Genomic DNA, 25681 nt, shown 5'->3' with positions numbered 1-25681 from the left:
TTCCCCAGTGAGTGAAGTAACCCGATTTGTGGTGCGCAGGCCGTTCCATCGCTGCGGTTGTTGTGTGTGTGGGCACGTGGCAGCGGGGTTTCGCCGTCACCTTCAGTACCAGCCGCCCCCCAGCACTTTGTATAAGGTGATGCGGTTGCTCTGCTCGGTCAGGCGCAGCGTGATCAGGTCTTGCTGGGCGCTGTAGAGCGAGCGTTGTGCATCCAGGGCTTCGAGGTAGCTTTTCGAGCCACCGCGATACAGCGCATCCGAGAGTTCGAAGCTTTTGCGGCTGGCGTCGGTCAGCGCCTGTTGCGCGGCGATACGGCGATCCAGGGTACTGCGCACGGCCAGCGCGTCAGCCACTTCACGGAACGCGGTCTGCAGGGTTTGCTGATAGGTCTGCACCTGGATGTCACGTTCGACCTTGGCCGAATCCAGGGTCGCGCGGTGACTGCCCCCGTTGAAAATGGGCACGCTGATACTCGGCGCGAAGGTCCAGGCGCCGCTGCCGGCTTTAAACAGGCCGGCCAGCGCAGCGCTGGATGAGCCGGCGCTGGCGGTCAGGCTGATGCTGGGGTAGAACGCCGCACGGGCCGCGCCAATATCGATGTTGGCGGCCCTGAGCGTGTGCTCCGCCGACAACACATCCGGGCGTTGTTGCAACAGGCTGGAGGGCAAGCCCGGCGGAATGTCCACCAACACCGCCGCCGACTCCAGGTGCGTACCCGGCGGGAGCGCTTCAGGCACATCACTGCCCACCAACAGGCGCAAGGCGTTGCGGTCCTGCAGAATCTCGCTCTCATAGAAGGCCACATCGCCCCGTGCCGTTTCGACCGTGGTCTGGGCCTGGGCCACGGCCAACTCCGCAGACCCGCCCAAGGCATAGCTGCGCTGGGTCAGGTCGTAGGTGGCCAACTGGCTGGTGAGGGTTTCCTGGGCCAACAGCAACCGTTCGTTGTCGGCGGCCAACGTCAGCCAGGCCGTGGCGACCTCGGCCACCAGGCTGATCTGCGTGCTGCGCCGGGTCTCCGTCAGCGCCAGGTAGTCTTCCAGCGCTTCGTCACGCAGGTTGCGTACCCGGCCAAACACGTCCAGCTCATAACTGCTCAGCCCCAGTTCAGCGCTGTAATCGTGGGTGGTGACCGCAGAGCCGGAATTGGACAGCCCTCCCGGCGTGCGGCTGTGGGTGCCGCTGACGCTTGCGTCAATGGCAGGAAACAGGTCCGCGCGCTTGATGCGGTATTGCGCGCGGGCCTTTTCGACGTTCAGGCTGGCCAGGCGCAAGTCGCGATTATTGACCAGCGCCAGGCTCTGCACCTGCGCCAGGCGGCGGTCAGTGAAAACTGCTGCCATTTGATGTCTGCGCTGACCTGCCCTTTTGGCAGGCTGGCGGCTGGCAGCCATTGCTCGGAGACGGGCGCTTCAGGCCGCTCATACTGCGGCGCCAGATTCACGCAGCCGCCCAGGGCCAGGGCGGCCAGCAGAGGCCAGTGTGATTTGATCATGCATCACCTGTCGGGGCAGATTGGTTAGCGTTGCGTACGCGGCCAAAACGGCGGCGAATCAGCAAAAAGAACAGCGGTACAAAGAAGATGCCCAGCGCCGTGGCGCTGAACATGCCGCCCAGCACGCCCGTGCCGATGGCCTGACGCCCGGCGGAGCCTGCGCCGGTACTCAAGGCCAGTGGCAACACGCCGAACATGAACGCCAGGGATGTCATCAGGATCGGCCGCAGGCGTTGCCGCACCGCGATCAGCGTGGCGTCGATCACGCTGTTGCCCTGCTCTTGCAGGTGCTTGGCGAACTCAACGATGAGGATCGCGTTTTTCGCCGCCAGCCCCACGGTGGTCAAGAGACCCACCTGGAAATACACGTCGTTGCTCAACCCGGCGACACGGGTCGCCAGCACTGCACCGATCACCCCCAGGGGCACCACCAGAATCACCGAAAACGGCACCGACCAGCTCTCGTAGAGCGCGGCCAGGCACAGGAACACAAACAACACGGAGATCCCGTAGAGCAGCGGTGCCTGGGAGCCGGACAGCCGCAGTTGATAGGACTGCCCGGTCCACTCGTAGCCGATGCCTTGGGGCAATTGCCCGACGATGGCTTGCACCGCGTTCATCGCGTCCCCGGAACTGACCCCTGGCGCGGGATCGCCGACGATTTCCAGGGACGCATTACCGTTGTAGCGCTCCAGCAACGGCGAGCCGTAACTCCACGCGCTGCTGGCAAACGATGAGAACGGCACCATTTCGCCGTTGCTGTTGCGGACAAACCAATGATCAAGGTCCGCCGCCTGCATGCGTGAGGAGGCCTGCCCCTGCACATAGACTTTTTTCACTCGGCCCTGGTTGAGAAAGTCGTTCACATACGTACCGCCCAAGGCCGTCGACAAGGTGGCGTTGATGTCGCTGGTGCTCAGGCTCATGGCGCCAGCCTTGCGGTCGTCGATGCTGATCTTCAGCTGCGGCGCATCGTCCAGGCCATTGCTGCGAACCCCCTGCAGGCGCGGGTCCTTTCGGGCCAGCTCAAGCAACTTTTCCCGAGCCGCCACTAACGCATCATGGCCGAGACCGCCAAGGTCCTTGAGTTGCAGGTCGAAGCCCGAGCTCTGACCCAGGCCGCGCACCGTTGGAGGCTGCATGACGAATGCGTCGGCATCACCGATGCTGGACAGCGCCATGGTCGCCCGCTGGGCAATCGAGGCCGCATCCTGGCCGGAGCTGCCACGCTCGGCCCAGTCCTTGAGGCGGATAAAGGCCCGCGCGGTATTCTGGCTGTTACCGCCCATGCCCAGCCCGCTGATGCTGATCATCGATTCGACTTCGGGCTGTTTGAGAATGTAGTCCTCGAATTGCTTGATCACGCTTTGCGTACGGCTGTCCGTCGCGCCTACCGGCAACTGGATCTGTGCCAGCAGAATTCCCTGGTCTTCGTCCGGCAGGAACGAGGTGGCCAGATTCATGTAGCCCACTGCCATGACCACCAGCACCAGCCCATAGAGAAGCAAGCTGCGCCCCCACCGCCGCAACACCACACCGACCCAGCGCTCATAACCGGCACTGGCCCGTTCAAAGGTGCGGTTGAACCAGCCGAAGAACCCTCGCTGAGCACCCGGCGTCTTACCGTCGTGCGCTTTGAGCAGCGAAGCGCACAACGCGGGGGTCAGGGTCATGGCCACCAACACCGAGAGAACCATGGCCGAGACGATCGTCACGGAAAACTGCCGATAGATAATCCCGGTGGAGCCGCCGAAAAACGCCATGGGGATGAACACCGCACTCAGCACCAGGGTAATGCCGACCAGTGCACTGCTGATTTCACTCATCGATTGTCGCGTGGCCGCCATGGGCGACATCCCCTCGCCCATCAACCGCTCGACGTTTTCCACCACCACGATGGCGTCGTCCACCAGCAAGCCGATCGCCAGGACCATGGCGAACATGGTCAGGGTGTTGATCGAGTAGCCGAACAGCGACAACACGCCGAAAGTGCCCAACAGCACCACCGGCACGGTAATCGCCGGTATCAGCGTGGCGCGCAGGTTCTGCAGGAACAGAAACATGATCAACACCACCAGCACGATCGCCTCGCCCAGGGCCTTGACCACCTCCTCGATGGACAGGCTCACAAAGGGCGTGGTGTCGTAGGCAATCACGTTCTTGAGCTGCATTTCTGTGGGGTAGAACGGCTCCCTTTCCTGAAGCTTGGCCTTGACCGCCTCGCCGACGCTCAGCGCGTTGGCGCCTGCCGCCAGTTGCACGCCCATGGCCGCAGCGGGCTTGCCATTGAGCGCCGTACTGATGTCGTAGCTTTCACTGCCCAACTCCAGGGTCGCGACGTCGCCCAGCAGGACCACGGCCCCATCGCTGTCGGACTTGACCACCACGTTGCGAAACTCTTCGACGGTTTGCAGTTTGCTGCGAGCGCTGATGGTTGCGTTCAACTGCTGCCCCTTGATCGCCGGCAAGGCACCAAGCTGGCCGGCGGAGACTTCAGTGTTCTGCGCCTCCAGGGCACTGCTGACGTCCGAAGGCATCAGCGCATATTTTTCCAGCAGCGCAGGATCCAGCCAGATACGCATGGCGTAGCCTGATCCCAGCGTCTGCACGTCGCCGACACCGTCTATCCGGCTGATCGAGTCCAGCAAGGTGGTGGAGATGTAATCACCGATCTGGGTGCCCGTGACACTGGGATCGGCCGACGCCAGCGCGACAATCATCAAAAAGTCCGAGCCGCCCTTGGTCACCGTCAGCCCTTCGCTTTGCACCGTTTGCGGCAGTCTTGATTCGGCTTGTTGCAGCTTGTTCTGCACCTGCATCTGGGCGACATCCGGGTCGGTGCCGGCGGTAAAGGTCAAACTGATGCTGGCGCTGCCGGCCGAACTGCTGGTGGCCGACATGTAGGTCAGGTTATCCAGCCCCTTCATTTGCTGCTCGATGACCTGGGTCACCGAGTCTTCCACGGTCTTGGCCGAGGCCCCGGTGTACGTGGCGGAAATCTTGACGGTGGGCGGCGCGATGTCCGGGTATTGCTCAAGGGGCAACTGGCTGATGGACAGGCCGCCGCCGAGCATGATCACGATGGCGATGACCCAGGCGAAAATCGGTCGATCAATGAAAAAGTGCGCCACGTTCAACCCTCCTTCACGGGGGTGGACGGTGTGGCTGCCTGATCACTCGCGTCCTGCACCTGGACGGCGGCACCGGCACGCACTTTTTGCCCGCCTTCGACGATCAATTGATCACCCGCCTTCAAGCCGCCCGTGACCCACCACTGATTACCCACGGCCCGATCGATGGTCAGCTCGCGCTGTTGCACCTTGCCGTCCACCACCAGCAACGCCGTGGTCACGCCGCTGGCGCTGCGGTTCACGGCTTTCTGCGGCACCAGAATGGCCTGGTCATTGCGCGCCTGCTCCAGCACCCCACGGACATACATGCCCGGCAACAGCAGGTGATCCGGGTTGGCGAATTCAGCCCGAAGGGTGACGGTGCCCGTGCCCTCGTTGACACTGACGCCGCTAACCTTGAGCCGCCCCTCGTGGGTGTAGGTGCTGCCATCGTCGAGTGTCAGGCTGATGCGTGCCTCGCCCTCGCCAGTGGACTGTAATGCGCCGCTGGCCAGGTCACGCTTGAGCCGCAGCAGTTCGGTGGTCGACTGAGTCACATCCACATAGATCGGATCGAGTTGCTGCACCGTGGTCAATGCGCTGTCCTGATTGGCCACCACCAAAGCCCCCGGGGTCACGGTGGAGGTTTCAATCCGGCCGCTGACCGGCGAGGTGATACGGGTGTAAGCCAGATTGATCCGGGCGGTCTGGACTTCGGCCTCGGCGACTTTTACGTCGGCGGCCGCCGTCAGCAAGGTCGCCTGAGCGTCTTCGTTGTCTTGCTGGCTGATGGCGTTGATTTTGACCAGCCCGGCGTTGCGCCTGGCCGTGGCCTGGGCTGAGTTGAGCGTGGCTCGGTACTTGGCCAGACTTGCCTGAGCCTGGGCCAGCGCGGCGGTATAGGTTGCCGGATCCAGTTGGTACAGCGGTTGTCCGGCCTTCACATCCGCGCCCTCGACAAACAGGCGCCGCTGGACGATGCCACCGACCTGCGGACGAATCTGCGCCACCATGAAGGCCTGGGTGCGCCCCGCCAGCTCGGTGGTCAGCACCTGGCTCTGGGGTTGGATGGTGATCACCGAGACTTTCGGGATCACCGCTTCAGGGGCAGGTTCGCCGCCGGAGCAACCGCCCAGGATAACCAGAATGATCAGGGCCAGGAGAACCGCGGCGGTTACCAGGAATTTGGCGAGTATTTTCGTCGACATAGCTGCCTCTGCAAGACGGAATGGCTTGAGTCGGCGCCATCGTGCAAGGCAAATGTGCAGGAAAATTGAAGATTGCCCGGCCGGCTTGAATCTTTCTTTCGTCAGGGCCTAAATGCCCCATCCCTTCTTACCGGCCGGCCTCCATGAAGTTGAGCATCTCCACCAAGCTGTTTATCGCCGTACTGGCTGGCGTGCTGCTGGTCATCCTGAGCATGGGCCTGGCGACGAGCTGGAGTTTCGGGCGGGGCTTTCTGGGCTATCTCAATGAGCAGGCGCTGGACCGCATGGCGCCGGTGTTACCGCGCCTGGCCAGTGCCTACGCCCGTGAGGGGAACTGGGAATTCCTGCGCAACCAGCCGGACCGCTGGTTTGACATCATGCGGCCGGAACTCGGCGAGGATCCGTCGAAGAACGACTTGCGCACACCCCTGGCCTCGGACCTGACGGGCGCGCTGTTTCGCATCGCGTTGCTGGATCAACACAAAAAACGCGTGAACGGCTACCCGGACATCGGCAACGACGCCCTGTTACGCCCGATCGTGGTGGCGGATGAAACCGTCGGCTGGCTGGCCGTTACCCCGTTCCAGAGCGTGACGGAAGCCGGCGGCGAACGGTTCCAGCAATACCAGTTGCGCACCAGCCTGGTCATGGGGGCCTTTTCGCTGCTGCTGGCGATGCTGATTGCCTGGTGGATCGCGCGCACACTGCTGGAGCCGGTCAAGCGGGTGGCCGCCGCCACGCATCGCCTGGCCAGCGGCGATTACAGCGGGCGGGTGGCGGTGGCGTCCAATGACGAGGTTGGCCAACTGGCCCGTGACTTCAATCAGCTCGCCTACACCCTGGAACGCAACGAACAGATGCGCCGCGAGTTCATGGCGGATGTGTCCCACGAGTTGCGCACCCCGCTGTCGGTATTGCGGGGTGAGCTGGAGGCCATCGAAGATGGCGTACGCACCCTCAACCAGGGGTCGATGAAGTCATTGCAGGGTGAGGTCAGCATGCTCAGCAAACTGGTGGACGACTTATACGAGCTGTCCCTGGCGGATGTCGGCGCGCTGACCTACCGAAAACAGCCCTGCGCACTCGATCAACTGTTGCAGGACAGCGTGTCGATGTTTCAGGAGCGCTTGAACGCCCGGCACTTGCGCGTTGAACTGGACCTGCCGTCCCAGCCCCTGGAACTGTCGGCCGATGCCAATCGCCTGCAGCAACTGTTTTCCAACCTGCTGGAAAACACCGTGCGCTACACCGACCCGAACGGGCTGATCCACATCCGGGCCGTCCTTGATCGCGACAACGTATGCATCGAATTCCTGAACTCCGGTCCCGGGGTGTCGGACGAGCAGCTGCCGCGCCTGTTCGAACGTTTCTATCGGGGCGAATCGTCCCGCGCCCGTACAAGTGGCGGGGCCGGCCTGGGGCTGGCGATCTGTCACAGCATCGCCCTCGCCCACGGCGGCAGCCTCAGCGCCGCTCACTCGCCCCTTGGTGGGCTTTGGCTGACCCTGCATCTGCCACGGAATATCTGAACCATGACCGACGACTGCCCGATCCTGATCGTTGAAGACGAACCGAAACTGGCCGCATTGCTGCAGGATTATTTGATCGCCGCGGGCTACCCGACCCGATGCCTGGACAACGGCTTGCAAGTGGTGCCGACCGTGCGCGCCCAGACACCGCGCTTGATTCTGCTCGACCTGATGCTGCCCGGGCGCGACGGTATGCAGGTCTGCCAGGACCTGCGCGGTTTCAGCGCCGTGCCGATCATCATGATCACCGCTCGCGTCGAAGAAGTGGACCGCCTCCGGGGCCTTGACCTGGGCGCGGACGACTATATCTGCAAGCCGTTCAGCCCCCGCGAGGTGGTGGCCCGGGTCAAGGCCATCCTGCGCCGCGGCCCGCAACTGCTGACCGGCGCTGCGCCGCGGCTGATCATTGATGACGCACAACACCGCGCGTCACTCAATGGTGTCGAGCTGGACCTGACACGCCTTGAACTGCGGTTGCTCAGCACGTTTGCGCGTTCGGCCGGCCGGGTCTTTTCCCGGGATCAACTGCTCGACAAGCTCTACTCCGACCACCGCGTAGTGACTGACCGTACGGTGGACAGCCATATACGCAACCTGCGGCGCAAGCTGGAGCAGGCCTGCCCTGGTGAGACGCCCATTGAATCGTTGTATGGCGTGGGCTACCGGTTTCAGCTCACTGATGCGTGAAGCGTCAGCGAGGCAAATGCCCCTGGCTTACCCCGCGAGGCGCTGGGTCTGCACCTCAGTCCCGGTCATCTCCAACCCTCTGACGATGTTGCTCAGATTGATCAGCGTCATCCAGCGGACCTGATCACCCTTGCCGATACTCACCAGGCTGCGCATGCGGTCATTGACTGAACCCCGGATGCTTGCGCCGTGCTCCCAACCCTCGGGGTGCTCGGAGGCCGGATGGGTGAAGGTTTCGATGGAGTCGGTCCGGTTGACCACCAGCCCGAAGCTATGACGTTCGCCCTTGACCAGCAGCACCCGCTCCAGCGTATTGCCGGGAGGTGTTGTGCCTTCAATCAAGCTGCTCAGGCAAACCAGCGGGATCTGCTCGCAGCGCAAATTGAAACTGCCCAGCAGATGCGTCTCTTCTTGCGCAAACCGCACGAAGTGCTCGGGCATGTCGAGGATTTCCAGCACTTGATCAAGGGGCACCACGAACGGCTGGGCCGCCTGGAACACCAGGCAGGTCTGGTTCATCTGCATGAGACGAGAACCCGGCGCGTCCTGGCTGGACGGGCTGGTCTGATAGATCCTGGCGAAACTGAGCGTCTCCTTGCGCTCGAGCAACTCGCGGTACTCAAGCAACAACGCCTGCTCTCCGTTCTCCAGCCCGACAACGCCGGCAAACAGGCCCGGCTCCCGTAACCCATAGCGGGGCAACGGCAGGATTTCGTGAGCACGCTTGCGCACAATCGAAATCATCCGGTCGTACACCAGCCCGATGCGATAGCCTTCTCGCGAAGTCAACACCAGCAACTGGTTCTGGTTCTGGGCCGCCTGCGCCGTCGCCGGGGAATCAATGCCCAGTACCCGGTTCAGGCTCAAGGCAGGCACATCAATGCCACGGCGGTTGACGACGCCCAGGCAATAATCCCCACCCAATTTGCTTGGCAGCATGTCCGGGCGGTCCACCAGCTCGGTAATCGCCCTCGCGTCCAGCGCATAGCGCTTTCCTTCGCACTCAAACAACAGCAAGTGATGCAGCTCCCGGGACGGATCCTGAACCTCCACCGTGTCGCAGACGTCCCTGGACTGCGCAGTCAACACCTGGGGCAAACCGCACAGCGCGTCCAGGTCGAGCCGGTAAATCATTCGCTCATTTTCCACCAGCACGAGTTCTGGCAGCAGCGCGACCGCGGTGCCCTCGCCGCCGAGACGGCACAGGTTTCGCACTTCGACTTTCATCACGTCACTGACGCCGCTGACCGCAATGCCCAGGCGCCGGCCTTGATGGTTGACGATGGCAACCATCTCCAACGGATCATGGCAGGAGACGTCATGCGCACCCAGCAACGACCGCAGCTCAATCAGTGGCAGGGCCTTGCCGCGCAGGCTGAACATGCCAAGCAAGGCGCCGCCCTGCAGCGGATGAGGCTGCAGCCGCGCGGGCCAGTTGATCACCTGCTCCAGTGCCTGGGCGTCAATCGCGACTTCCAGCCCGCCCAGCCTGACTACCCCAAACGCAAGGGCCTCGCTCATAGGCTTTCAACCTGGCCCGGGGCGCTCAAGCCCTTGCCCAACCCGGTCGCCAGCTTGATACGGTTGAGCTCGCCGATCAGTTCCGATACCCGCTCAGCCAGGTGATGCTGTTCCTGCGTGGCGGCACCGATGGTACTCATCGCACCATTGGTCTTTTCGACCCCGGCCACGATCCGCTCGAACGCACTGCCCGCGCTGCGGGAGATCTCGCTGCCGGAATTGATGCGGCGAACCGTCTCCTGGATCAATTTGTTGATTTTGGTGGTGGCGTGGGAAGACTTTTCAGCCAGCTTGCGCACCTCATCGGCCACCACTGAAAAGCCCAGACCATGTTCACCCGCCCGTGCCGCTTCAATCGCGGCGTTGAACGCGAGCATGTTGGTCTGACCGGCGATGGTACTGATCACCTCAATGATTTCCTGGATGTCCTCAGCCGATTTGCCGATGGTGTCCATCGCTGCGGACGCCTCGTTGAGGGTCTGGGAACCACGCTGAGCTTCATCCTGGGTAATGCGTGCCTGATCGTTGGCGTCGCCGGTGGTTTTGACCACTTCGGCAATGGCGTCCATCAGACGGGTGACTGACTCATCCATCGCCTGGGTCTTGGCTTCAATGGCTTCTTCCAGCTCGACCTGAGCGGTAATATCGGTGGCGAACTTGACCACCTTGTAGGGTTGCCCCGTCGCGTTGAACACCGGGTTATAGGTCGCTTGAATCCAGATTTTCTGGCCGTACTTGCTGATGCGCATGAAGCGCCCGGTGAAGAATTTGCCGCTGCTGAGTGCGCCCCAGAATTCCCGGTAAGGCGTGGTTTTGACGTACTCGGGTTCGCAAAACAGCGAATGGTGGCGGTTCTTCAATTCCTCCATCCGGTACCCCACCAGATCCAGAAAGTTAGCGTTGGCCGAGAGGATATTGCCGCTCAGGTCGAACTCGATCACGCCCTGGGCGCGGTTAATGGCGTTGACCTTGCCTTCGTGCTCCATCGTGCGAAGTTTGGTCTCGGTCACATCGGTGGCGAACTTGACGATCTTGTAGGTCTGGCCCTGGGCATCGAGAATCGGGTTATAGGACGCTTGAATCCAGACATCCCGACCGTCTTTGCTCAGCCGCTTGTACTCGTTGGAGTCGTACTCGCCTCTGCCCAGCTTCTCCCAAAATTCGCGGTACACCAGAGAAGCTGCGTATTCCGGCTCACAAAACATGCGGTGGTGCTGGCCCACGACTTCATCCAGCGTGTAGCCCATGGCCGAGAGAAACTTGCTGTTGGCGGTCAATACATAGCCGTCAGGGGAGAACTCGATCAACGCCTGGGAGCGCTCGATCGCCTCGATTTTGCTTTCCCACTCGGCATTGCGATTGCGCACTTCAGTGACGTCGCTGGCGAATTTGACGATCTTGAATGGCTTGCCGTTGTTGTCCATCACCGGATTGTAAGTGGCCTGCAGCCAGATCTGGCGCCCGTCCTTGGCCTGACGCTGGTACTGGCCGGCGTCAAATTTGCCGGTGCCCAGCTTCTCCCAGAACATCAGGTATTCCTTGCTGGTCGCATAGTCGGGCATGCAAAACAGCCGGTGATGGCGCCCGCGAATTTCATCGAGGTCGTAGCCCATGCAGTCGAGAAAATTCTGGTTGGCGTACAGCACATTGCCCTGCAGATCGAATTCGATGACGGCTTGGGAGCGGTCAATCGCGCTCAGCAGAGAGTTCAGGTCGGCGCCGGTTTGGGCGAGTTCTGCAGTGGCATTGGATTTATTGTTCATGGCGCAGGTCCGCTAGCTAAATGATGTTGAGTGGGCGGGGCTCCTTCCCTGAAAAGCGTTAGGCGACCACTGTTTTTTATCCGCGAAACGCCTCGGACAGAGGCGCGCTCAGGCCGGACTTACGGGTGCTCGCCTTGGATTAAACGTTTCAGATATTCGATCGGCAGCGGATGCCATGAACTTTAGCGAGGGTTGTACATTTATTTAATGCTGTATAGGTTTGAACCTTCGTCGCGGATGACAAGACCGTCCCAAAGACGGAGCGTTTAGCTGTCCAGCGCGTGGTAGTGTCTTCGCTGCAACCACGTATGGAGCGATATTTTCCATCGAGCCCACCTTCGATGATGTCATAGTGAAATCGCGGAGTGGCCACCCCTTGGTCCTTTCCTCATTTCGCGCAGATTGTTTGCCACAGGGTCCTGTTGAACTTCGTCGCCACGCCGATACCGAAAGTGCTAACCGGCGCCAGGTGCACACGCTCTACTGCGCGGCTGCTACTGGTTCCCGATCTCTACGCGTGTCGAATGTCCACCTGGTACATCGTCCCTCTTTCAGGTAATGCATATGGCCGGCAAGGCTCATCTCGGTTTGAAGAATCATGAAGTGTTGGGTCATTTCCTGGACGCGGCTTCCCACCTGACCGGGGCGACCGGCGCCATTCTGATCGTGCGAGACCAAGAGCAGTGGCGCACCGTGGCGACCTACGGCACGGCACCGGAGGTGCGCGCAGACGAAATCACCGGTGGATGGCTGAAGATGGTGTTGTCCTACGGCGACGTCGTCGACGTTGGCGAGGCCATGCCCGCTGATGCCGCGCTGCCTGCCGGGCTGGATCGCGTGGTCAACGAGTCGCTGGTCTGCGTCGCCATTCGCGATGGCAACGCCGCCCTGACCGGCGCGGTCTTGATGACGATCCCCCTTCCCCACAAGCGTCTCAGCGCCGCGCACATCTATGGCGTGCAGACCCATGCGGCCGATCTCTACGACTCCCTCAAGTTGACCCCGACACAGGCGGCTGGCGGATCAGCGGTCATCGAGCGCCTGCGCTTGCTGGAGTCGGTGGTGGTCAACGCGAAGGACGCCATCCTGATTACCGAAGCCGAACCCATCGATCTGCCCGGCCCGCGCATCGTGTATTGCAATCCGGCGTTCCTCACCACCACCGGGTTCAGCCTGGAAGAAGTCATGGGGAAGACGCCCCGGATTCTGCAGTGCGCCGAGACTGACCGCGCCACGCTTCAGCAGATCAGGGACGCGCTGCAGCGCTGGGATCCCGTCGAGGTCGAGCTGATCAACACCCGTCGTGACGGCACCAAGTTCTGGGTGCAGCTCAGTATCGTACCGGTCGCCAACGAGAAAGGCTGGTTCACCCATTGGGTTTCCGTGCAGCGCGACATCACAGAACGTAAAGACGCAGAGCAGAATTTTCGCCAGGCCCAGCTTGATCGTGAGGAGCGCGTGGCGCTCGAGTCACGGCTGATCGAGCGGGAGCGCATTCAGGACGAACTGTCCTACGCAGCGTTCCACGACGAGTTGACGAGGCTCAAGAACCGCGGCTATTTCATGGCCCGCATCCATTCGGCCTTGAGCAAGGGGAACGCCGATCAACCCGGCGCGGCCACGGTGGTGTACCTGGATCTGGACCGATTCAAATACGTCAACGACGGTATGGGGCATCATGCGGGCGACATCTTGCTCAAGAGCGTTGCAGAACGCCTGAGCGAGTGCATTGATCCCTCGGCGGTGATCGCCCGCATCGGTGGCGACGAGTTCGCGATCCTGCTGACCGACGAAGGCCATCAGGAACAGGCCATCGAGACGGCCAAGCGCGTGACCCACGCCCTGAGCCTGCCGACCGCCATCGACGGGCAACAGCTCTTTATCTCCTGCAGCATTGGCATTGCGACGCTGGACGTTCAGCACACCACCGCCGAAGACCTGATCCGTGATGCGGACGTGGCCATGTACGCCGCCAAGAAGAAAGGCCGTGGCAGCTGGGCCGTCTTCGACCTCTCGATGCGCCAGGCCTCGATTGACCTGCTGGTGATGCAGAATGCGCTCAAGCACGCGATAACCCGGGACGAGTTCTATCTGGTCTACCAGCCGATCTTCTCCATCACCACTGAAACGATAGTGGGCGTTGAAGCATTGGTCAGGTGGCGCCACCCGACCCTGGGGATTGTCGCCCCTGATGTGTTCATCAGCGTCGCCGAAGACATTGGCGTCATTTGCAATCTGGGTCAGTGGGTCATGCGCAACGCCTGTCGCGAGGTCAAGAAGTGGGCTACCGCCACCGGTTCGGGCGGTATCAAGCTGAACGTCAACGTGTCAGGGGTCGAGCTCAACCGCAAAGACTTCGCCCTTCAGGTCGCCGAGATCATCGCAGAGACCGGGTTCGATGCCCGTGCCTTGCAGATCGAGATCACCGAGTCAGTGTTCCTGCATGAACCGGAGATGGTCGCCAAGACCCTCGAAGACCTTCGCGCCCAGGGCATCCGGATTGCGCTGGACGATTTCGGCACCGGCTACAGCTCCCTGGGCTACATCGACCGCTACCCCATCGACGCCATCAAGATCGATCGGTCATTCGTCACGCGCATGATGAAACATGAGCGCAGCGTCGCCATCGTCAAAAGTATCCTGTCCCTGGGCGAGGCGCTGGACCTGGCAATTGTTGCCGAGGGCGTCGAAACCCTCGGCCAACTCGACCAGCTCAGGGAGCTGGACTGCCCTTATGCTCAGGGTTTTCTGCTCAGCCCACCGGTGCTTCCCGAGGAAGTTCTGGCATTGCTGGTTGCGAGCAGGCGATGACCAGGCGCCGGCGCTGACCTCCTGAGTGCCGGCAGTCTGTCTGCACAGGACCGGTTTCAGCCGCACAATCGCTCAGGCGGCTCACCCGGTGTCGTCGACCACACCGCCGTCGACCCGCAGCAGGGTTTCAACGCCAGGTGGGGAGACCGAGCTCACCCTGTTGGACCTGCCACGGCTTGCATAGACGCCGTGATGTTTGTGGCCAGCGACTGGCCACAAACCCCGTCACAGAGCCTTTTGCCAGCATTTACCGTTCGTCACTCCCGGCCAATCTCTTTGAACGACAGGCCGGCACGGTCGTACTAAATCTGGCGCATATATGTCCCTATCTGCACCTCATTCTTCTGGAGAACCCATGAAAGCCATTATTTACAACGGTCCTTACGACGTGAGCGTTCAGAACGTTCCCGATGCCAAAATCGAAAAAGCGACCGATGTCCTGGTCCGCATTACCACGACCAATATCTGCGGTTCCGACCTGCACATGTACGAAGGCCGCACCAGCTTCGAAACGGGCCGGATTCTGGGTCACGAGAACCTGGGTGAAGTCATCGAAGTGGGCGCCGCGGTCGATCGCGTGAAAGTGGGCGATATGGTCTGCCTGCCGTTCAATATCGGCTGTGGGTTCTGCGAAAACTGCGAGCGTGGTCTCACCGGCTACTGCCTGACCGTCAACCCCGGCAGTGCTGGGGGCGCGTATGGTTTTGCCGAGATGGGGCCTTACGAGGGCGGCCAGGCCGAACTGCTGCGCGTGCCGTATGGCGACTTCAACTGCCTGGTGCTGCCTGAAGATGCCAAGGAGAAAGAAGACGACTACGTCATGCTGTCGGACATCCTGCCTACCGGCTGGCACGCGACTGAATTGTCCGGCCTGTTGCCAGGTGAAAGCATCGCCATTTACGGCGCAGGCCCGGTCGGCCTGATGGCGGCCCATGCCGCGATGATCAAAGGTGCCTCACAAGTCTTTGTGGTCGACAACCACCCAGACCGTCTCGCCCTGGCAGCCAAACTGGGCGCCACGCCGATCAACACGGCACAGACCCAGGCGGTTGAGCAGATCATGAACCTGACCAACGGCAAAGGCACGGACCGTGGCTGCGAATGCGTGGGTTATCAGTGCTGCGACAAGCACGGCCATGAAGCCAATCACGAAACCATGAACAACCTGGTGGCGTCCACCAAGCCCACCGGCGGTATCGGTGTCGTGGGTGTCTTCGTGCCGCAGGACCCGAACGCTGCGAGCGATCTGGCGAAGGAAGGCAAAATGGCCTTCGACTTCGGCTCCTTCTGGTTCAAGGGTCAGCAGATCCGTACCGGCCAGGCCAACGTCAAGGCGTACAACCGTCGCCTCGCCGAGCTGATTCACCACGACCGTGCCAAGCCGTCGCAGATCATCTCCCATAGCCTGAAGCTGTCCGAAGGTCCGGACGCCTACAAGCACTTTGATCAGCGCGACGACGGCTGGACCAAAGTGGTGCTCAAGCCTTCGGCGTAACGCTGCCGGGTAATCCGTCGACGTCACGCGTTGACAGGCGATCGGGACCGGAGGGGATTTTCTCCTTCGGTCCCGAACTGCGTTTACAGGCCCGGAACGTGCCGTATGTGAGGCATTTAGCCCGGTTCCTTCCACGGCAAAGCAAATCACAGCACCTCGCGTATCTCGGCGACCACCTGCATCGTCGCGTCTTCGATCCGCCCTTCGTTTCGACACAAAACCCAGCCGTTATCAGAGACCGCCCGCTCAAACGCCTCAGTGCAAGCCGCGTGCTCCTCCAACCTGTGAATCACCGTGCTGCTCAACCCACGCCGTCGTGCGGCTGCCCTCGCCCATGAAACCTCGGCCGCCGTCACGACCCCGACGTGCAAATCCGGTACCTGCACCTCCTGGTCGATGTTCAACTGCAGGATGTCCGCAAACGGGACGGTCCGGCGAAACGCGGCATCGGACGGGTACCAGCGGTCGATCAGGACGATGCTGTCAGGTGGCTGTCTGGTCAGCACGTGCCGTGAAATCCAGCCACGGCTGGCGGCCAGACGCTTGCACACCTCCCACTCCAGATCCCGGTCCGGCCCTCTGACCAGTTGGTTAACCAGGGCCATGGTTTCACGCCGGTGAGGGTCACTTTTGCTTTCGCTCAGCCGGATCACTTTGTGCTTATCAGCCCTCAGTGATTGGGTGATGGCTTCCAGCAGAGTGGTTTTACCGACACCCTTTGGCCCATCCAGCGAAACGAACAGCGGACGATTCATGCTTCAAACAGCAAGGGCTTCGTCAATGGCCGCGGTCAGCCGTGGATCATCTGCGGTCACATCCGGCGCAAAGCGGCCAATCACCTTGCCGTCTCGCCCGATCAGGAATTTCTCGAAGTTCCACAGCACGTCGGTGCCTGCGCCGCTTTCGATGCCGTAGCCCTTGAGGCGTTCACGGAACGGTCCGTCGCCGGTGGCTGCGGGCTGGGCGGCGGTCAGTTCGCGGTAGAGCGGATGGGTGTCGTCGCCGGCGACGGAGATCTTCGAGAACAGCGGGAAGTGCACGTCATAAGTGGTGGAGCAAAAGGACTGAATGTCGCTGTCACTGCCAGGCTCCTGCTCCTTGAAGTTGTTGGCCGGAAAGCCCAACACTTCAAGTCCGGCGTCCTTCTTGCCCTGGTAAAGGCTTTCAAGCCCTTCGTATTGCGGCGTCAGCCCGCATTTGGAGGCCACGTTCACCACCAGCAGCACTTTGCCCTTGTACTGGCCCAGATTGGCTGGCGTGCCATCGATTTGCTTGAGGGGAATGTCGTACAGAGAATCGGTCATGGGTGGCTCCTGTTTGTTGGTTTGACGTGTCTGGGGCCAACCCTCATCGGTCGGCCTTCAGGGACACCTTAAAGCATGCGGCCGATGATTCGGTCATGTTTTGCGAGGCGTTGGCCGATCGTCTGCCCACTCTGAAAGAGCCAGGTCCTGCAGTTCAAGCGTTCTCATCCAGGCCAGGCTGGCCGCTAGCCGCTGTCCGCTACCGGGCTCTTTTTCGCCGCAGCGCGCGCCCTGAAGGCGCTGACCTTGGCAATTGTCCCGCACGCCCTGCCCTCCGCGCCGCCCTTGGTCATCCCACACCAGCGTTTACTGACGTTGCGAGTGTTGTCATAGAAAGCCCAACGGCAATCGCCACAGGTCTTGAGTCGAGACCATGTCCCTGATGAAAGGGCATTGGCCACCGCCGCCAATAGGTGGGCGCTGCAGCTGTCGTCGGCCGGCATCACCACTATCTGCGGCACGCCCTTCACCGACTTGACCTGCACTGACAGAGCCACGCGCGAGAACCAGGCGTTAAGCAAATGCCCCCCGTCATCCAGACCCTCGCAGGACTTGCGCAGGTCCGAGCGCAACGTCAGCAGTCTGTCCAGCGTATCGCTGGCGGCCGGGGGACGAAGCGAAAGCTCGTCGCGCCATCGCCCGGCGTTATGGCATAGCTGCGGCAGTTCGTCCGTCTCCACACGCGTCTGGTTGGGAATCGACCAGGTATTGATAAAGCGCCGAACGCATTCGAGATCGCCCGGTGCTGCTTGATTCTGAGTCTGCATGCCCGCTCCTGTTGCAAAGACCGTCGATGTAAGTAACCATCAAACTATCATTGATGGTTACGAGTCCTCAATATGATCAAGGAAGACCCAGCCGAACAACCGTCCTGGCCCCCGGGTATCCGCAGATTGCTGTGGATGCAGGGGCTGATGAACGCCTCCCATTTCATGACGATACCGCTGCTGGCGCTGTACATGTCAGCCAACCTCCAGTTCGGCGCAGCTGCACTGGCGTCGGTGATGTCCGCCAATCTGCTTTGCGCACAAGTGCTCCCACTTGCCGCGGGCGCGATCGCTGATCGGTTCGGCTCGCACTGGGTCATTACCCTGGGCCTGCTGCTGAGGGGCTTGGGATTTCTCGGGTTCAGCGCGTTCGATGGAGTGAGCGCATGGATTGGCTGTGCGGTGATCGCAGGTTCCGGAGTCGCCTGCTACGAGGGTGGCGTTTATGGGGTGTTCGGCCGGCAACCCAGAGAATGCCACTCGGCCCTCTTCGCTTCCAACAACCAGATGTTGAACGCCGGAGCGGCGGTGGGGCCCATTATCGGTGGGCTTGCCGGCCTGGCTGACATCCGCGTGGCCTTCGGCATCAGCGCAGTAGTGTTCATCAGTCTCAGCGCCGTTGCCTGCCGATCAACGTATGGATCATCAGTGAGGTTGAGCCGGCAGCCCGTCCTTAAAAGCCTGAAAGCTGCGGCTACAGACGGCGGGCTGTGGCGATTGATCGTTGTTTCATTGCCATGGTTTTTCCTGTTCCCGCAGCTCTACGTGGCATTCCCGATGTACGCGGGGCAATTAGCCGGCCCCCATGCAGCTTCCGCCATTTACGTCGTAAACGGGGTCGTCGGTCTGGCGTTCATCCTTTTGGCGAAGCGCTGGCTGACGACAATGAATCCGGCATCACTGACAACCTGGGCGTATCTGGGCGCGGCAGTCACGTTCGCCAGTGTCGCCATGCTGCGCGGCATCGAATGGTTTCTGCTGTTTATCCTGGCCTACACCGTTGTCGAGACCATCCTGTTGCCCACGCTTGAAAGCATGACCGCATCGCTGGCACCGGATGGCAGCCAGGGAACGTTCTTTGGCCTGATGAGTGCGATAGGGGCACTCAGCGGCACCGGGGGTTATTACGTGGGAAGCTGGCTCATATTGAACCGAAGCCCTGTCGAGACCTGGTTAGCGCTCGCAAGCGTAGGGCTCGCAGGCGTTCTCGCCTCCTTACTGCTACTGCGCAGATCGGGGCCCAGAGCGTCTGTCGGCTGATCAGCTATTCAGGGACTCTGCGATCAACGGTATGAACCTATGTGAGAAGATGGCAGTCTGACATCACGATTATCCTTCCGGCCCAGTGAGGCCTGACATGAATGACCTGCACCGCCGCAACCCCTGTCGCCTGCCAGTACTGCTGCTGATCACGCTGTCCACAGTGATCGGACTTTCCATTGTGTGGGAATTCGAGCTCGAAGCCTGGGTGATGCACTGGCTCGCCCTGCCCTATGACGCTGACTTTGAGGATGCCGAAAGATGGCGATTCGTCCTGACCGTCACGGGGTTTTCTCTGATTTCACTGATCATCCCGACCATTCTGCTCAGACGCCTGATCGCCAATACCCGGTCCAGCTACCTCAGGCTGAAACAGGCACAGGCGCAGACTGAAACCCTGGCCACCTATGACTCGTTGAGCGGGCTGATCAACCGTCGCATCTTCATGGACATGGTGAGAAATCAGCTCGGTTTGAAGCGGCCCGCGGCGGTCATGCTCATCGATCTGGACCACTTCAAGGCGGTCAATGATCAGCATGGTCACGCCGCCGGCGACATTGTGCTGGTGGAAATCGCGCGCAGGCTCGAAGCCATCGCCGACCATAACGGCGGCGTGGCGGTGCGATTGGGCGGCGATGAGTTCTGCCTGCTGTTTCTCACGTTCAAACACCAGTCCGAGCTGTGCCAGATCGCCGAGGCGGCTGTGTCCCGGCTCGGCGCGCCATTGTCCGGCGCCGTCGAACCTTCGGCGTTGGGCGCCACCATTGGCATTGCACGGTCGTGGACAGACGCGCAGGACGCTTCGGCATTGCTGCACTGTGCCGACACCGCAATGTACCGGGGTAAAGAAGACGGGCGTTCGACCTATAACTTTTATGACAGCCAATATGAAAAACAGCGCCGGGCCCAGGCCGATCTTGAACTGGCACTGAGACGAGCGGTGGAAGCAGACGAAATCGTGCCGTACTTTCAACCGATCGTCGCGCTCCCCTCTCAGGAGGTTGTGGGCTTTGAAGTTCTCGCGCGCTGGCTCAAGCCCGACGGCGGCACCGCCCCACCTTCCGACTTCATTCAGGTGCTTGAGCGCCTGGGGTTGATCCCGTCCATGACGCACTCGTTGATCAAGCAAGCCTGTCGCGCGGCCAATCGTTGGGATGACCGCTTGCGCTTATCAATGAACGTCAGCGCCGGCATGGTGACCGACGCGCTGTTTCCCGATCAGTTGCTGGAGCAGCTTCGGCAAGAGCAGTTTGCGTTTCATCGCTTCGAAGTCGAAATCACCGAGGAGGCCCTGGTCGGGAACCTGGACGTGGCGCGGCAGAACCTGAGCAAATTGCACGACCACGGCGTTACCGTAGCGCTCGATGACTTCGGCATTGGTTATTCAAGCCTGTATCACCTGACCCGCCTGTCCATCGACAAGATCAAAATAGACCGGTCGTTCTTTGAGCCCGGGCAGACCGATCACCTGCCCATGGTCGAAGCGATTCTGGGCATGGCGCGCAGCCTCAAAATGCAAGTCACGGCTGAAGGCGTCGAGGAGTTTCACCTGCCTCACCTGCCGTCGTGGCTCGCCAACAGCGGATGCAACTACGCCCAAGGCTATCTGTACGGCCGTCCGAAGCCGGCTTCCAGCCTGTTCTGCTACACCCATTCGTCGTTTGCGCAGCAAGCCGGCTGAAAGTTCGCGGGCACATGCGCTGGCAATCTCCTCTTGCGCGCGGTTTCCCGGTCATGGCGGGTCGGCCATTGCCGATCAGCTATTTCGCGTCAGGTATTTCAGCTCGGTGATCGCGGTTTGAAATGCACTGAACGCTGAAGCCGGCACTGACTCCAAACCTTGCCCCGACACTCACGGCTAACGTGTTGCGTCGGTGGGCATTCGAATCATCTGCCAGATCAAGGAATTCCCATGACCGATCCACGTAACGTCGCCCACGACAAGAAAGTGCAGCAAGAGAAGAAGAACCACGGCGAAGAAGTCGCGCCGGATGCCGTGCACGCGCCGCAGCCAGGCATGAAGCCGGCGCTCAAGCACGACGATGATGCGACCGAGCACGACGAACAAGCGTGAGTCAGGCACTGGCCTGAGTGTGAGATCACCGGTGGGCGGCGCTGACTGACCGTCAGCTGCCGCCCTATCGGCGCCCAGCCATCGTTTGGACGTGGCATGGGTTCATCTCAACACGGTAAAGATCGCCTACGACGCCTTGAACGTGTTCAAGCTGAATAAAGCCGCCGCCGTGGCTCTTCGGTAATCCGACGGCGTCTGCTTCATCTCGTAGCGAAAATGTCGATTGAAATTCGACAGGTTAATGTAACCCACCTCAAAACAGACATCGGCAATGGACATCTGCGTCTGCAGCAGCAGCCGACAGGCCTTCTGAATGCGCAGCTTGCGCATCAGGTCGATGAACCCATGCCCCGTGGCGCGTTTGAAGAACCGCGAGAACCCCGGTTCGCTCATGTGCAACCGCTCGGCGATCACCGACAGCCTGATATCCCCCGTGAGCTCCCGCTGCAGGTAGTCGAACGCCCGGTGTACACGCTCGGCGCTTTTGGCATCCAGTGTCGGCGCATAACACGCACTCGCCAACGTACGGGCTTCTCTGTCAGACGCTCCGCTCAGCGTATTGAGCAGCTCAAGAAACAGTAGCAAGCGCTGTAACCCGCTCGCCGAGCCTATGCGCTCGAGCAGGTCTGCGGCCCGCAGGGCGGTCTCGCCGGTAAATTCCAGCCCGCGACGGGCGCGGTCGAACAATCCCTGCAATTCACCCAGCTCAGGCATCGACTCGCGCAGTGCCAGCAACGTCGCGCCGTCAAATTGCAGCACGACGTCCCGGTCTTGCAGGTGCTCCCCCGGCGCAAGATCGCCCATCCAGTCATGGGGCAGATCGGGACCGATCAGCGCCACATGGCCGGGGCCGAAGGCGCCGATGTAATCGCCCGCCACCACTTTGCCGCTGCCTTTGCGGATCAGATGAATCTCGTACTCGGGATGGTGATTCCAGCGCGCGAGCGCATAGGGATAGTCGTGCTCATACCAGCGAAAACTCTGCTGGGGCGCCGGCAGGATGATTTCCAGCTCGGCAGGCAACTGCTCGAATAAGGCGGTTCGGCTCGCAGGCATGGTCTGCCCCTTTTTGTCGTTGTTGGCGCACGCATCGACGCACCATACGCCCATCGCATCGCCCTGCTCCACCTCGGCTGTCACTGCACACTGATACTTTTTTAGCCTGGCGCATGGCTGGGCTGTGCGGTTAAAAAAGCATCAGCGGCACATCCCCAGCGTGTTTGTTGCAGGCCGTCCGAGCTGCTGTAATCGACACGCCACTGCCCCGAGGTGACACGTCAGATTGATCGGCAGGGCTCAAAACAACAATAACGATTCCGCGCTGCCAGCGCGGACTGGAGATCACCATGAAGATCACCCATCACGCGCTGCTGCTGTCTGCCGGTCTGTCACTGGCGGGCATCAGTCAGGCTGCCGAGACGATCACCATCGCTACGGTCAATAACAACGACATGATCCGCATGCAGCGGCTGTCCAAGGTATTCGAAGAGCAGCACCCCGACATCACGCTCAACTGGGTGGTGCTTGAAGAAAACGTCCTGCGCCAGCGGCTGACCACCGACATCGCCACCCAGGGCGGTCAGTTTGATGTGCTGACCATCGGCACCTATGAAACGCCGTTGTGGGGCGCAAAAGGCTGGCTTGAGCCGATGAAGGACCTGCCGGCCAGCTACGACCTCGACGACATCATCCCGTCCGTGCGCCAGGGCCTGTCGGTCAAGGACACCCTGTATGCGTTGCCCTTCTATGGCGAGAGCACGGTGACCTACTACCGCACCGACCTGTTCAAGCAAGCCGGGCTGAGCATGCCCGAGCACCCGACCTGGACCCAGCTCGGTGAGTTTGCCGCCAAGCTGCACCACCCGGACCAGGGCCAGTACGGCATGTGCCTGCGGGGCAAGGCCGGCTGGGGCGAGAACATGGCCTTGCTGACGACCATGGCCAATGCCTTTGGCGCCCGCTGGTTCGACGAGCAATGGCGACCCGAGCTGACCAGCCCCGAGTGGACGGCCGCTGCCAACTTCTACGTCAACACCCTTAAAAACTATGGGCCACCGGGTGTTTCCAGCAACGGTTTCAACGAAACCCTCGCGTTGTTCAACAGCGGCAAATGCGCGATCTGGGTTGATGCCAGCGTGGCAGGCTCGTTCACCACCGACAAAGAACAAAGCCGGGTGGTGGACAGCGTGGGATTCGCCCCGGCGCCCGTTGAAGTGACCGACAAGGGGTCGTCCTGGTTGTACGCCTGGTCCCTGGCAATCCCGGCGACCTCCAAACACAAGGACGCCGCCAAGACCTTCACCACCTGGGCCACGTCCAAGGAATACATCCAGCTGGTGGCCCAGAAGGATGGCATCACCAACGTGCCGCCTGGCACTCGCACATCTACCTACAGCGACGCCTACCTCAAGGCCGCGCCGTTCGCCAGGGTGACACTGGAAATGATGAAACACGCCGATCCGGCGCACCCGTCGGCCAAGCCGGTGCCCTATGTCGGCATCCAGTACGTGACCATCCCGGAATTCCAGGCCATCGGCACGTCGGTGGGCAAACTCTTCTCGGCCGCACTCACCGGTCAGACCTCCGTCGAGCAGGCACTGGCGGCTGCGCAGTCGACGACGGAGCGGGAAATGAAGCGCGCCGGTTACCCGAAGCAATAAACGCCCCGCCGACGGAAGTCGGCCGGACCTCACCCCATGACGGATGACTCTTTCAATGAAACGACTCGAAGGTAAAAGCGCCCTGATCACAGGCGCGGCCCGGGGTATCGGGCGGGCCTACGCCGAGGCCTATATTCGCGAAGGCGCGACAGTGGCCATCGCCGACATCAATCTGCAGCGCGCGACCCAGACCGCCACCGAACTGGGCGCCAGTGCCTACGCGGTGAAGATGGACGTTACGGATCAATCCTCCATCGACGCGGCCATTGCGGCCGTCGTCGCCACCACCGGCAAGCTGGATATCCTGATCAACAACGCCGCACTGTTTGATCTGGCACCGATCACCGACATCACCCGCGAGAGCTACGAGCGGCTGTTCTCGATCAATGTCGCCGGCACGTTGTTCACCCTTCAAGCGGCGGCGAAGCAGATGATTGCTCAGGGTCATGGCGGCAAGATCATCAACATGGCGAGCCAGGCCGGGCGTCGCGGCGAGGCACTGGTGGGCGTCTACTGCGCGACCAAGGCCGCCGTCATCAGCCTGACCCAATCCGCCGGGTTGAACCTGATCAAGCACAGGATCAACGTCAATGCGATCGCACCGGGGGTCGTCGACGGCGAGCACTGGGATGGCGTGGATGCGTTGTTCGCCAAACACGAGAACCGGCCGTTGGGCGAGAAGAAAAGGCTCGTCGGCGAGGAAGTGCCCTACGGCCGCATGGGCACCGCCGAAGACCTCACCGGCATGGCGATCTTTCTCGCGTCAGCGGAAAGCGATTATGTCGTCGCCCAGACCTACAACGTCGACGGCGGCAACTGGATGAGTTGAGCCCTGAAAACACGCCACTCGCCGGGCCCATTCACCTCTGTGCGTCGCGCTGCGCCTGCCCCGCCCACTCCCGCACCGCCTGCACAAACAAGCGCAAGGACATGGGCGGATGGCGGTTCGCGGGGTAATACAGGCACAGGCCTGAATAGTTGGGGCTCCACTCGGCGAGCATCTGCACCAGCCGCCCGGCTTGCAGATGCTCGGCCACCAGGGACAACGGCACCCACACACCGCTCGGGTAAAGGTGACCGGCCAGATCGATTAAAGATCGCACTGTTGTTGCCGGCGGTGGTCCCACTCATAGAGGGCACATAACCCCAGGACTCACGCGATCGCGCCCTCGTCCGAATCATTCCCGCTTAACGAATACGCGACCCAGGTGACATGGATAGCCAAGAATCAGAAAACGTTTCAATAGCCGGCGCACCAGGCGTCGACACCGACCAACGATTCGAATGCGTCGGGTGTGGCGCGTGCTGCCGTGGCCGCTTCGTCCCTTTGACCCTGGCCGAAGCCGTGACCTGGCTCAAACGCGGCCACCCCGTAGGGGTGTTGCTGGAGGCGTTCGACGATTCTCTCTGGCCCGTCGACTCGCCCGAGTATGCCTACAACGCCGGGCGGTCTGCGCCGGTCATTGGCGGTTCGGGCACGCTGCGGGTGACGGTGATTCTGGCCGCCAATGCGATCCCTGAATGCCCGAACCTGCAAAAAGACGGTCTCTGCTCGGTGTACCTGGAGCGCCCGATGGTGTGCCGGATCTACCCGATGGAGATCAGTCCTTTCATTGAGCTGAAACCTCAAGCCAAGGACTGCCCGCCGGAAAGCTGGCGGCAGGGCAGCCTCTTGGCATCGGATCAGGGGCTGGCGATGCTGGTCCAGCAATCGCGCCAGACCGACCGCGATGATGCCCGGCGTAAAGTGGCGGTGTGCGAATCCCTGGGCCTGACCGTCGCCGGCTGGAAAGGCAACGGTCTGGTGATTCACCAGCCCTCGGTCGAAACGCTGCTCGCCGCCTGCGAAAGCGCTGAGGTCGATGCCAACCCCACGGATCAACCCTGGCAGATCAAGGCAGAAGACCCTCCGTTGAGGGCGTATCTCAACGCTCAGTCCGTGCCCATGGCCGACTCACCCAGCGACGATTACATCTTCCACGCGATCCCCCGCTGA

Annotated in this window: 19 protein-coding genes and 1 pseudogene; 10 read left to right on the top strand and 10 right to left on the bottom strand. The window is 61.4% G+C overall.

Features of this window, described 5'->3' with window-relative positions; translation table 11 throughout:
• Positions 1 to 102: 102 nt before the first annotated feature.
• The 3 genes and pseudogenes from SLW74_RS21820 to SLW74_RS21810 form a co-directional block, all read right to left on the bottom strand.
• A pseudogene (locus SLW74_RS21820) lies at positions 103 to 1496 on the bottom strand (efflux transporter outer membrane subunit).
• Complete coding sequence (locus tag SLW74_RS21815; protein ID WP_410930082.1) at positions 1493 to 4627, bottom strand: efflux RND transporter permease subunit; 3135 nt, start codon at positions 4625 to 4627, stop codon at positions 1493 to 1495. The pseudogene SLW74_RS21820 and the gene SLW74_RS21815 overlap by 4 nt, the downstream one beginning before the upstream one ends.
• Positions 4628 to 4629: 2 nt before the next feature.
• Positions 4630 to 5814 carry an efflux RND transporter periplasmic adaptor subunit gene (locus tag SLW74_RS21810; RefSeq protein ID WP_410930081.1) on the bottom strand — a complete coding sequence of 395 codons (1185 nt, stop codon included), beginning with the start codon at positions 5812 to 5814 and terminating at the stop codon, positions 4630 to 4632.
• Between the two features lie 143 nt (positions 5815 to 5957).
• On the opposite strand from SLW74_RS21810, the gene baeS reads away from it, so the two are divergent.
• Positions 5958 to 7343: a sensor histidine kinase efflux regulator BaeS gene (gene baeS, locus SLW74_RS21805; protein ID WP_410930080.1), complete on the top strand. Its 1386-nt coding sequence runs from the start codon at positions 5958 to 5960 to the stop codon at positions 7341 to 7343.
• Positions 7344 to 7346: 3 nt separating this feature from the next.
• Positions 7347 to 8030, top strand: coding sequence for a response regulator (locus SLW74_RS21800; protein WP_065991678.1), 684 nt, complete (start codon positions 7347 to 7349; stop codon positions 8028 to 8030).
• Positions 8031 to 8057: 27 nt separating this feature from the next.
• Here the strand turns inward: SLW74_RS21800 and SLW74_RS21795 are convergent, their stop codons facing one another.
• Both SLW74_RS21795 and SLW74_RS21790 read right to left on the bottom strand, forming a co-directional pair.
• Entirely contained in the window at positions 8058 to 9551 is a 1494-nt protein-coding gene (locus SLW74_RS21795; protein WP_410930079.1) for a chemotaxis protein CheW, read from the bottom strand.
• A complete protein-coding gene (locus tag SLW74_RS21790) occupies positions 9548 to 11314 on the bottom strand; it encodes a PAS domain-containing protein (RefSeq protein WP_410930078.1) in 1767 nt (588 codons plus the stop codon). The genes SLW74_RS21795 and SLW74_RS21790 overlap by 4 nt, the downstream gene beginning before the upstream one ends.
• Positions 11315 to 11878: 564 nt before the next feature.
• On the opposite strand from SLW74_RS21790, the gene SLW74_RS21785 reads away from it, so the two are divergent.
• Both SLW74_RS21785 and SLW74_RS21780 read left to right on the top strand, forming a co-directional pair.
• Positions 11879 to 14125: a putative bifunctional diguanylate cyclase/phosphodiesterase gene (locus SLW74_RS21785; RefSeq protein WP_410930077.1), complete on the top strand. Its 2247-nt coding sequence runs from the start codon at positions 11879 to 11881 to the stop codon at positions 14123 to 14125.
• A gap of 355 nt (positions 14126 to 14480) precedes the next feature.
• Entirely contained in the window at positions 14481 to 15620 is a 1140-nt protein-coding gene (locus SLW74_RS21780; RefSeq protein ID WP_192174678.1) for a glutathione-independent formaldehyde dehydrogenase, read from the top strand.
• A 146-nt stretch (positions 15621 to 15766) separates the two neighbouring features.
• On the opposite strand, the gene SLW74_RS21775 is transcribed toward SLW74_RS21780, so the two are convergent.
• The 3 genes from SLW74_RS21775 to SLW74_RS21765 form a co-directional block, all read right to left on the bottom strand.
• On the bottom strand, positions 15767 to 16375 hold the full coding sequence (locus SLW74_RS21775; RefSeq protein ID WP_410930076.1) for a dTMP kinase: 609 nt from the start codon (positions 16373 to 16375) through the stop codon (positions 15767 to 15769).
• A 3-nt stretch (positions 16376 to 16378) separates the two neighbouring features.
• Entirely contained in the window at positions 16379 to 16924 is a 546-nt protein-coding gene (locus SLW74_RS21770; protein WP_192131551.1) for a glutathione peroxidase, read from the bottom strand.
• A 185-nt stretch (positions 16925 to 17109) separates the two neighbouring features.
• Positions 17110 to 17691, bottom strand: coding sequence for a CGNR zinc finger domain-containing protein (locus SLW74_RS21765; RefSeq protein WP_410930075.1), 582 nt, complete (start codon positions 17689 to 17691; stop codon positions 17110 to 17112).
• A 72-nt stretch (positions 17692 to 17763) separates the two neighbouring features.
• On the opposite strand from SLW74_RS21765, the gene SLW74_RS21760 reads away from it, so the two are divergent.
• The 3 genes from SLW74_RS21760 (at position 17764) to SLW74_RS21750 (ending at position 21025) form a co-directional block, all read left to right on the top strand.
• Positions 17764 to 18951 (top strand): MFS transporter, encoded by a 1188-nt coding sequence (locus SLW74_RS21760; RefSeq protein WP_410930074.1) that lies wholly within the window; start codon positions 17764 to 17766, stop codon positions 18949 to 18951.
• Positions 18952 to 19048: 97 nt separating this feature from the next.
• Positions 19049 to 20632 (top strand): putative bifunctional diguanylate cyclase/phosphodiesterase, encoded by a 1584-nt coding sequence (locus SLW74_RS21755; protein ID WP_410930073.1) that lies wholly within the window; start codon positions 19049 to 19051, stop codon positions 20630 to 20632.
• A 231-nt stretch (positions 20633 to 20863) separates the two neighbouring features.
• Positions 20864 to 21025 (top strand): hypothetical protein, encoded by a 162-nt coding sequence (locus SLW74_RS21750; RefSeq protein WP_141695236.1) that lies wholly within the window; start codon positions 20864 to 20866, stop codon positions 21023 to 21025.
• Positions 21026 to 21151: 126 nt separating this feature from the next.
• Here SLW74_RS21750 and SLW74_RS21745 read toward each other — a convergent pair whose 3' ends face one another.
• Positions 21152 to 22081 carry a helix-turn-helix domain-containing protein gene (locus SLW74_RS21745; RefSeq protein ID WP_410930072.1) on the bottom strand — a complete coding sequence of 310 codons (930 nt, stop codon included), beginning with the start codon at positions 22079 to 22081 and terminating at the stop codon, positions 21152 to 21154.
• Positions 22082 to 22371: 290 nt separating this feature from the next.
• Between SLW74_RS21745 and SLW74_RS21740 the strand changes: the two genes are divergently transcribed.
• Both SLW74_RS21740 and SLW74_RS21735 read left to right on the top strand, forming a co-directional pair.
• Positions 22372 to 23685, top strand: coding sequence for an ABC transporter substrate-binding protein (locus SLW74_RS21740; protein ID WP_410930071.1), 1314 nt, complete (start codon positions 22372 to 22374; stop codon positions 23683 to 23685).
• Between the two features lie 55 nt (positions 23686 to 23740).
• Complete coding sequence (locus tag SLW74_RS21735; RefSeq protein WP_410930070.1) at positions 23741 to 24514, top strand: L-iditol 2-dehydrogenase; 774 nt, start codon at positions 23741 to 23743, stop codon at positions 24512 to 24514.
• Positions 24515 to 24545: 31 nt separating this feature from the next.
• Here the strand turns inward: SLW74_RS21735 and SLW74_RS21730 are convergent, their stop codons facing one another.
• On the bottom strand, positions 24546 to 24788 hold the full coding sequence (locus tag SLW74_RS21730; RefSeq protein WP_410930069.1) for a LysR substrate-binding domain-containing protein: 243 nt from the start codon (positions 24786 to 24788) through the stop codon (positions 24546 to 24548).
• Between the two features lie 110 nt (positions 24789 to 24898).
• Between SLW74_RS21730 and SLW74_RS21725 the strand changes: the two genes are divergently transcribed.
• Positions 24899 to 25681, top strand: coding sequence for a YkgJ family cysteine cluster protein (locus SLW74_RS21725; protein ID WP_410930068.1), 783 nt, complete (start codon positions 24899 to 24901; stop codon positions 25679 to 25681).

This window comes from Pseudomonas sp. W5-36 (genome assembly GCF_046540455.1).
GTDB classification, from domain to species: Bacteria; Pseudomonadota; Gammaproteobacteria; order Pseudomonadales; family Pseudomonadaceae; genus Aquipseudomonas; species Aquipseudomonas graminis_B.
Note: the sequence above shows the minus strand (reverse complement) of the source record. Positions and strands in the feature narration are given on the sequence as shown.

What these genes read in the sequence shown, in the direction of transcription:
- SLW74_RS21810 (WP_410930081.1), bottom strand. Translation starts at nt 5,814, where the DNA reads ATGTCGACGAAAATACTCGCCAAATTCCTGGTAACCGCCGCGGTTCTC.
- baeS (WP_410930080.1), top strand. Translation starts at nt 5,958, where the DNA reads ATGAAGTTGAGCATCTCCACCAAGCTGTTTATCGCCGTACTGGCTGGC.
- SLW74_RS21800 (WP_065991678.1), top strand. Translation starts at nt 7,347, where the DNA reads ATGACCGACGACTGCCCGATCCTGATCGTTGAAGACGAACCGAAACTG.
- SLW74_RS21795 (WP_410930079.1), bottom strand. Translation starts at nt 9,551, where the DNA reads ATGAGCGAGGCCCTTGCGTTTGGGGTAGTCAGGCTGGGCGGGCTGGAA.
- SLW74_RS21790 (WP_410930078.1), bottom strand. Translation starts at nt 11,314, where the DNA reads ATGAACAATAAATCCAATGCCACTGCAGAACTCGCCCAAACCGGCGCC.
- SLW74_RS21785 (WP_410930077.1), top strand. Translation starts at nt 11,879, where the DNA reads ATGGCCGGCAAGGCTCATCTCGGTTTGAAGAATCATGAAGTGTTGGGT.
- SLW74_RS21780 (WP_192174678.1), top strand. Translation starts at nt 14,481, where the DNA reads ATGAAAGCCATTATTTACAACGGTCCTTACGACGTGAGCGTTCAGAAC.
- SLW74_RS21775 (WP_410930076.1), bottom strand. Translation starts at nt 16,375, where the DNA reads ATGAATCGTCCGCTGTTCGTTTCGCTGGATGGGCCAAAGGGTGTCGGT.
- SLW74_RS21770 (WP_192131551.1), bottom strand. Translation starts at nt 16,924, where the DNA reads ATGACCGATTCTCTGTACGACATTCCCCTCAAGCAAATCGATGGCACG.
- SLW74_RS21765 (WP_410930075.1), bottom strand. Translation starts at nt 17,691, where the DNA reads ATGCAGACTCAGAATCAAGCAGCACCGGGCGATCTCGAATGCGTTCGG.
- SLW74_RS21760 (WP_410930074.1), top strand. Translation starts at nt 17,764, where the DNA reads ATGATCAAGGAAGACCCAGCCGAACAACCGTCCTGGCCCCCGGGTATC.
- SLW74_RS21755 (WP_410930073.1), top strand. Translation starts at nt 19,049, where the DNA reads ATGAATGACCTGCACCGCCGCAACCCCTGTCGCCTGCCAGTACTGCTG.
- SLW74_RS21750 (WP_141695236.1), top strand. Translation starts at nt 20,864, where the DNA reads ATGACCGATCCACGTAACGTCGCCCACGACAAGAAAGTGCAGCAAGAG.
- SLW74_RS21745 (WP_410930072.1), bottom strand. Translation starts at nt 22,081, where the DNA reads ATGCCTGCGAGCCGAACCGCCTTATTCGAGCAGTTGCCTGCCGAGCTG.
- SLW74_RS21740 (WP_410930071.1), top strand. Translation starts at nt 22,372, where the DNA reads ATGAAGATCACCCATCACGCGCTGCTGCTGTCTGCCGGTCTGTCACTG.
- SLW74_RS21735 (WP_410930070.1), top strand. Translation starts at nt 23,741, where the DNA reads ATGAAACGACTCGAAGGTAAAAGCGCCCTGATCACAGGCGCGGCCCGG.
- SLW74_RS21725 (WP_410930068.1), top strand. Translation starts at nt 24,899, where the DNA reads ATGGATAGCCAAGAATCAGAAAACGTTTCAATAGCCGGCGCACCAGGC.